Source organism: Paraburkholderia sp. Ac-20340 (genome assembly GCF_017104965.1).
Classification (GTDB): domain Bacteria; phylum Pseudomonadota; class Gammaproteobacteria; order Burkholderiales; family Burkholderiaceae; genus Paraburkholderia.
The window spans coordinates 179,716-186,316 of the sequence record NZ_JAAGPR010000014.1 but is presented as its reverse complement, the minus strand read 5'-3'; the positions used below and the strand labels follow the sequence as shown (position 1 = coordinate 186,316).

The window sequence follows — 6,601 nt, the reverse complement described above, 5'->3', positions numbered from 1 at the left end:
CATCGCGCGCGGGCGAGTGAGCGCATAAAGCGGTATCCGCGACGCAGACGCAGCGGCCCTGAGTGGTCGCTGCGTCGTGATCGTTATTCAATCAGCGCAATCAGCGCAATCAGCGTAACCAGCGCAACGAGGTCAGCCATGCAGACTCCTCCCGACCGTCCGCTTGCCGGCATGCGCGCCCTGGTCACGGGCGTGGCGAACGCGGAATCGATCGCCTATGGCTGCGCGCGTGCGTTCGCCGAACTCGGCGCGGAACTCGCGCTCACCTATCTCAACGACAAGGCGAAGCCCTACGTCGAGCCGCTCGCGCAGGAGCTAGGCGCGAAGATGCTGCTGCCGCTCAATGTCGAAGACGACGCGCAACTCGAAGCCGTATTCGACGCGCTGCGCGAACAGTGGGGCTCGCTCGACATCATGCTGCATTCGATCGCCTACGCGCCGAAGGCGGACTTGCAAGGCGGTCTCCTCGACTCATCGGCGCAAGGTTTTGCTTACGCGATGGATGTATCGTGTCATTCGTTCATTCGGATGGCTAAGCGATCGGTGCCGCTGATGAATCACGGCGGCACGCTGTTCGCCATGAGCTATGACGGCGCGAATCGCGTCGTGCCGAACTACAACCTGATGGGGCCGGTGAAGGCGGCGCTGGAAGCGTCATGCCGCTATCTGGCCTACGAGCTCGGGCCGCTTGGCATTCGCGTGCATGCGGTGTCGCCGGGGCCGCTCAAGACGCGTGCGGCGTCCGGCTTGCCTGATTTCGACCGCATGCTCGCCGATGCGGTCGAGCGTGCACCGCTCGGCGAACTGGTCGACATCATGGATGTGGGCTACGCCACCGCCTATCTGGCGACACGCTACGCCCGCCGTCTGACCGGCAATACGGTCTATGTCGACGGCGGCGCGCACATCATGGCGTAGCGCTTTACAACCCACTCGGATCGGCCGGTTACCAGCGGTGGTAACCGTCGTCACGGTGATTATCCCAGCGGCGGTCGCCGCCCCAGCGATGATCGTCCCAATGGCGTTCGCGCCATTGATGTTCGTGCCAGCGGCGTTCCTGCCAGCGGCGATCGTCGCGCCAATCGACATAGGTCGGACCGTAGGCCGGAGCCGGCGCGGCATAAACCGGCATAGGCGCGCCGACATTCAATCCCACTGAAACACCCGCCGTCGCGGTTTGCGAAATGGCGAGAATCGTTGCGCCCGCACCCAATGCGGCGATGAGTTTCTTGTTCATTCGAGCCTCCTGGCGTTCGATGAATGGACGACTCCAATCTAGCGTGCCGCGGCGGGCTGTAAATTACGAATCTGCAACAATGATCTCGACATGAAGCAGATCAGTAAGGGATCGAAGACATTTGGAAGTGTCATGCGTCCCTATGTATTCAAGGCTGGGCGCGGCTTTGCGGGGATTCCGCGAAATCCCCGCGGGCGCGTGCGTTGAAGCAATTTTTTGCGCATTGCGGCAGTGCGTTACGAGTGGCTTTCATACAGAAAACGCAATAACCCGTAAATATCAGTAATAACAAGCGGCTCGCATGTAACCTTTGTAACGATCAAACACCCTAGACTCGCGCTTTAATGTGATGCGAAGCCGCCGGCTTCGCTTCGTTGCAAGGCAGAGCAATGGTTACCGAAGGCAACGCTACGCATTCGGCGCATGCAGATGTGCGCGAGCAGAGTGGCAGGCAAGTTGCGTGTGCAACTAAATCGCCAATAAAACGTGTCGGCAACACGTTTTTCAAGCTGCTTTATCGCTATACGCATACGCGCGCGTGGCGACATAACGAACGTCTCGCGCATGGCGTGGCGCTCGATCGCGACGCAGCAGGGCGTCTCACGGGCATGCGCATTCGCGGGCGCAAGATCGCGTGCGTGAACGATCTGCCCAATCTGCTCGCAGACACAAGCGAAGCCGCGCCCGAAACCCGCGAATGTCATTTGATCGCCACGGGTCCGTCGGTGAATGCCATCGATTACCGGGCACTGCCAATGGCACGCGTGCTCGGCGTAAATGGCGCGATTGCGCTGGCAGCGCAGCAAGGCGTGCGTTTCGACTATTACTGCATTGTCGATACGGGTTTCGTGCGCAACCGGCCCGATCTGGTCGAGCGCGTGATCAACGAGCCGCTCACCTTGTTCGCCACGCCGATCGTGCTCTGGCATATCGCCGAGCGTTTCGGGATCGAGCGCATCCGTTGTCGCGTATTTTTGCTCGACGACATGCTGTTTCCCGCCGGCCGTCGCGCGCCCTCGCCGCGCGAATTGCGCGCGCTTTACGACCCGCGCTCGCTCGCGCTTTTCGATACGCCGCAGCCGCTCGGTTTCAGTCTCGATGTGCGTCGCGGCGTATTCGACGGCCGCACGGTGGCGTACGCAGGCCTGCAAGTGCTGGCCGCGCTGGGTTTCAAGCGGCTTTATCTGCATGGCGTCGATCTGAGCGCCGCGAAACGCACGCCGCGTTTCTACGAATCGGCCACCGACATGCAGCCCAGTTATCTCGACGACAACTTCGCGGATTTCATCGAACCGTCGTTCCGTCATGCGGCCGCGCTGCTCGCACGGCGCGGCGTCGATGTGCGCAACCTCTCGCTGGACAGCGCGCTGGGCGACGATATTTTCCCCAAGCTGCGCTGGCAGACGCTCGTGCAGGCTGCCGCGAAGCGCGCGAGGGAAACGGGCCGCGCGCGGGCAGGCGCGGATCTGCGCGACGCCGTGCTGGCTTTCGCCTGAACGCCATGCGGGTCGTTCATCTTTCGAATACGCCGGTGGCGGGCAGTCCCGGCAACATCGTCGCGGCGCTCAACCGGCACACGGACATCGAAGCGCGCCACGTCGTTTTCAACACGCAGGCTTACGGCACGCGCACCTTTGCCGTCGATATCGACTGGCGCACGCAGCGCGACGAAGCGCTCGCGGCCATCGACGCCGCCGACGTCATCCATCTGCATCAGCATTTCGCCTTCGAAGAGACGTTCGGCGCCGATCTGCCGCGCCGTTTCGGCACGCGCAAGCTGATCCGCCAATACCACTCGGCGCCCGCGCTGTGGGCGAAGCACGATCGCGAACTGCTCACGCGCATCGTCACCGACCCGGTGCCGCAACTCGTGATCGCGCAAGGGCCCGAGCGCTACTATCCGTTCGCGCGCGTGGTGCCCAATCTCGTGCCGCTGCACGACGAACGCTACCGCCCCGCGCCGGAAGCCGATGACGGTCCGCCCATCGTCGTCTATGCGCCGAGCGGCGGCGCGAGCGCCTGGAAAAAACGCTGGGAGACCAAGGGCGCGCCGCAGACGCTGGCGCTGCTGCGCCGTCTCGAACGCAAGGGGCTGTGCCGCTTGCGCGCGATCGTGAACACGCCGCATGACGAATGTTTGCGCCTGAAGCAGCACGCGGCGCTGGCTGTCGACGAATGCGTGACCGGGAACTATCACCTCAGCGGGCTCGAATCGCTGGCACAGGGCAAGCCGGTGGTCGGCCATCTGGATGCGCGCGTGCAGGCCCAATTGCGCGCGCTCACGGGCGCGGTGGAGTTGCCGTGGCTCGATGTGAGGCTGGAGGACGCGGAGCCCGTCCTGCGCTCGCTGCTGGGCGACAAACGGCTGCGCGACGAGATCGGCCAGGCGTCGCGCCGCTGGATGGAGACGTATTACGACGAAGCCACGCTCGTCGAGCATTATCGGCGTGCGTATTTCGATCTGTTCGAAGCGCCCGATAGTTTCGGCGTGGCGCGTTTCCAGTCGCACGCGGATCACTGGCGCGCCGTGGCGCTGCACGATCACGCCTGGGACGCGCGCCGGCGCGTGGGCACGCCATGGTGGCGTCAGGCCGCCGATGCGATCCGCAGCGCCGTGAAGGGCGTGCCGGTCCTGCGTTGAGCCGCGCACACCCATCTGCGCAGCAATAAAAAAGCCGGGACATGTCCCGGCTTTTTCGCTAACGAACGCAACGCGCTCTTACTGCACGCTCACCGCGCCAAAGTTCTGGCGGCCGAACGGACTGACCTGATAGCCGCTCACGTTGGTGCGCGTGATGGCCGAAGCGGTCGGATAGCCGAGCGGAATCCACAGCGCCTGATCGTGAATGATCTTCTGCGCGGCGTCGTAGAGCTTCGTGCGTTTCGCCTGATCGGCGCTCGCTTTGCCTTCGGTAATCAGCTTGTCGAGTTGCGGATCGCAGAAGCGCGCGAAGTTGATGCCCGATTGCACGGCATTGCAGCTAAAGAGCGGCGAGAGATAGTTGTCCGGATCGCCGTTATCGCCCGCCCAGCCCATGAAGAGCGTGTCGTGCTGGCCCTGCTTGGCTTCCTTGATCAGCTCGCCCCATTCGATCACCTTGATCTCCGCCTTCACGCCGATCTTCGCGAAATCGGCCTGCAGCAGTTCGGCGCCCGCGCGCGGGTTCGGATTGAGCACGCTGCCATTCGGGCGCACCCAGATCGTCGTCGAGAAGCCGTTGGGCACGCCGGCTTCGGCGAGCAGTTGCTTCGCTTTGGCGATGTCATGCGGATATGCCTGGATCGACTTGTCATAGCCCCAGGTGGTGGGCGGCCACGGGTTGGTCGCGGGCGTGGCGGTGTTGTCGAACACCGTCTTCAGATACGTCGTGCGGTCGAACGCGAGGTTCAGCGCCTGGCGCACCTTCGGGTTGTCGAGCGGCTTCTTCTGCGTGTTGAGCGCGACGAAAGCGGTCATGAAAGCGGGCGTCTGCACGACCTTGAGCGCCTTGTCGGTCTTCGCATCGGCGACGTCCTGCGGCTTGGGCGAGAGCGCAATCTGGCATTCGCCGGCCTTGACCTTCTGCGCGCGCACGGCGGCGTCGGGCGTGATCGCGTAGATCAGGCGATCGACCTTGGGCTTCGGCCCCCAGTAGCTCGGGTTCGCGTCATAGCGGATCACCGCGTCCCTGGTGTAGCTCTTGAGCGCGAACGGGCCGGTGCCCACGGGTTTGGCGTTCAGATCGACCTGTTTGCCCGCCTTGAGCAGTTGATCTGCGTACTCGGCCGAATAGATCGACGCGAAGCCCATCGATAGGATCGGCAGGAAGGTGGCGTTCGGCTCGTTGAGTTCGAACTTGATCGTGTTCGCATCGACCTTCGTGACCGACTTCACGAGCTTCGCGAGGCCCATCGACTGCGCGTGCGGGAAGCCGCTCGCGCCCGCTACCTTGTGCCACGGGTTGTTGTCGTCGAGCATGCGCTCGAAGGTGAAGACCACGTCGTCGGCGTTGAGCGTGCGCGTGGGCTTGAACCATTCGGTGGTCTGGAACTGCACGTTCGGGCGCAGATGGAAGGTGTAGGTGAGGCCGTCGCTGCTCACGTCCCACGATTGCGCGAGGGCGGGCACGACTTTTTTCTGCGCTTCGTCGTAGGACACCAGCGAGTTGAAGATCACGTCGGCGGAGGCGTTGGTCGTCACGAGCGAGTTGAACTGCACGACGTCGAAGCCGTCCGGGCTCGATTCCGTGCAGACCGTGAGCGGTTTCGCGAGCGCGGGCGTGGCCGCGCAGGCGAGGGCCGCGCAAAGCGCAGCGGCGAGCACGGGAGCGGGCGAGGTGAAGCGCATGGGATCTCCGTTGGTCCGTTTAGCCGGGTTTGGCGAGAGGTGACTGCGAAGGGCCGGGTTGCGCGCAGGCGGCTTCGGCGTGCCGCGCACGGGGCCCGATCGGGGAAAGCTTATCGAAGGGAAATTGCCCAGACAACAATTTAATCGGCATACCCATATAGGGTGCGATCGGGGCGGGGCGATTCAGGCGGAGCGTGCGGCCTGAAAGCGATGCGCGGCGCATGAGAAGCGCCGCGCTGCGCGAAAACGACTTTACTGCTCGACCGTGCGCGGCTTGCGCGGCGCGCGTTCGAAAGCGCGGTCGTAGAGCCAGCGCGGCAGGGCGCCGAGCAGGCTCGCGACCACCCGCATCGGCCACGGAAACACCGCGAAAGTGGTGCCGCGCGCGATGGCGTCGGCGGCGCGGGCCGCGAAGCGGTCGGCGTCCATCAGGAAGGGCATGCGGTACGGGTTCTTCGCGGTCATCGGCGTGCGGATGTAGCCGGGCGCGATCGTCACGACCGGCACCTTGAACGGCCGCATTTCCACGCGCAGCGCTTCGAGATAGGCGAACGCCGCCGCCTTCGACGCGCTGTACGCGCCCGAGCCCGGCAGTCCGCGCACGCCCGCCACGCTCGCGATGCCGACCAGCGTGCCGCGCTTCGCTTCGGCCATCGCCTGCGCGAACGGCTCGAAGGTGGCGACCATGCCGAAGTAGTTGGTGTCCATCACGTCGCGGAACGTGGACAGCTCGCCGTGACCGGTGAGCGCGCCGCGGCTCACGCCGGCATTGGCGATCACCACGTCGGGCATGCCGTGCTCCGCCACGAAGGCGAGCGCCGCGGCGGCGAGCGCCTCGGCGTCGCGCACGTCGGCGCTATAGAGCGAGATGGGATGTTGCGGATGGGCCGCGCGAAACGCTTCGAGCGCTTCCGTGCGGCGTGCGACCAGTCCGAGGATGGCGCCGCGCCGCACGTACTCGGCGGCGAGGGCGGCGCCGATGCCGCTCGACGCGCCGGTGATGAAAACCTTCAGGGCTTGAGTCATACCGGCGCGCG

At 64.6% G+C, this 6,601-nt stretch carries 6 protein-coding genes; 3 read left to right on the top strand and 3 right to left on the bottom strand.

Annotated elements, in window-relative coordinates:
* The first annotated feature begins 138 nt into the window (after positions 1–138).
* Positions 139–918: an enoyl-ACP reductase FabI gene (fabI, locus tag G3N59_RS18865; RefSeq protein ID WP_205984146.1), complete on the top strand. Its 780-nt coding sequence runs from the start codon at positions 139–141 to the stop codon at positions 916–918.
* A gap of 28 nt (positions 919–946) precedes the next feature.
* On the opposite strand, the gene G3N59_RS18860 is transcribed toward fabI, so the two are convergent.
* Entirely contained in the window at positions 947–1,237 is a 291-nt protein-coding gene (locus tag G3N59_RS18860; protein ID WP_205984145.1) for a hypothetical protein, read from the bottom strand.
* Positions 1,238–1,626: 389 nt separating this feature from the next.
* Here G3N59_RS18860 and G3N59_RS18855 point away from each other — a divergent pair, with 389 nt between their 5' ends.
* Complete coding sequence (locus tag G3N59_RS18855; protein ID WP_205984144.1) at positions 1,627–2,733, top strand: hypothetical protein; 1,107 nt, start codon at positions 1,627–1,629, stop codon at positions 2,731–2,733.
* Between the two features lie 5 nt (positions 2,734–2,738).
* The gene (locus tag G3N59_RS18850; protein ID WP_205984143.1) at positions 2,739–3,878 is read left to right on the top strand and encodes a hypothetical protein; all 1,140 of its coding nucleotides are present in this window, start codon (positions 2,739–2,741) and stop codon (positions 3,876–3,878) included.
* Between the two features lie 78 nt (positions 3,879–3,956).
* On the opposite strand, the gene G3N59_RS18845 is transcribed toward G3N59_RS18850, so the two are convergent.
* Both G3N59_RS18845 and G3N59_RS18840 read right to left on the bottom strand, forming a co-directional pair.
* Positions 3,957–5,564 (bottom strand): ABC transporter substrate-binding protein, encoded by a 1,608-nt coding sequence (locus G3N59_RS18845; RefSeq protein ID WP_205984142.1) that lies wholly within the window; start codon positions 5,562–5,564, stop codon positions 3,957–3,959.
* 252 nt (positions 5,565–5,816) lie between these two features.
* Positions 5,817–6,590, bottom strand: coding sequence for an SDR family oxidoreductase (locus G3N59_RS18840; protein ID WP_205984141.1), 774 nt, complete (start codon positions 6,588–6,590; stop codon positions 5,817–5,819).
* Positions 6,591–6,601 lie beyond the last annotated feature (11 nt).

Excerpts from the sequence above, each read along its gene's own strand:
- fabI (WP_205984146.1), top strand. The coding sequence starts at position 139 with ATGCAGACTCCTCCCGACCGTCCGCTTGCCGGCATGCGCGCCCTGGTC.
- G3N59_RS18860 (WP_205984145.1), bottom strand. The coding sequence starts at position 1,237 with ATGAACAAGAAACTCATCGCCGCATTGGGTGCGGGCGCAACGATTCTC.
- G3N59_RS18855 (WP_205984144.1), top strand. The coding sequence starts at position 1,627 with ATGGTTACCGAAGGCAACGCTACGCATTCGGCGCATGCAGATGTGCGC.
- G3N59_RS18850 (WP_205984143.1), top strand. The coding sequence starts at position 2,739 with ATGCGGGTCGTTCATCTTTCGAATACGCCGGTGGCGGGCAGTCCCGGC.
- G3N59_RS18845 (WP_205984142.1), bottom strand. The coding sequence starts at position 5,564 with ATGCGCTTCACCTCGCCCGCTCCCGTGCTCGCCGCTGCGCTTTGCGCG.
- G3N59_RS18840 (WP_205984141.1), bottom strand. The coding sequence starts at position 6,590 with ATGACTCAAGCCCTGAAGGTTTTCATCACCGGCGCGTCGAGCGGCATC.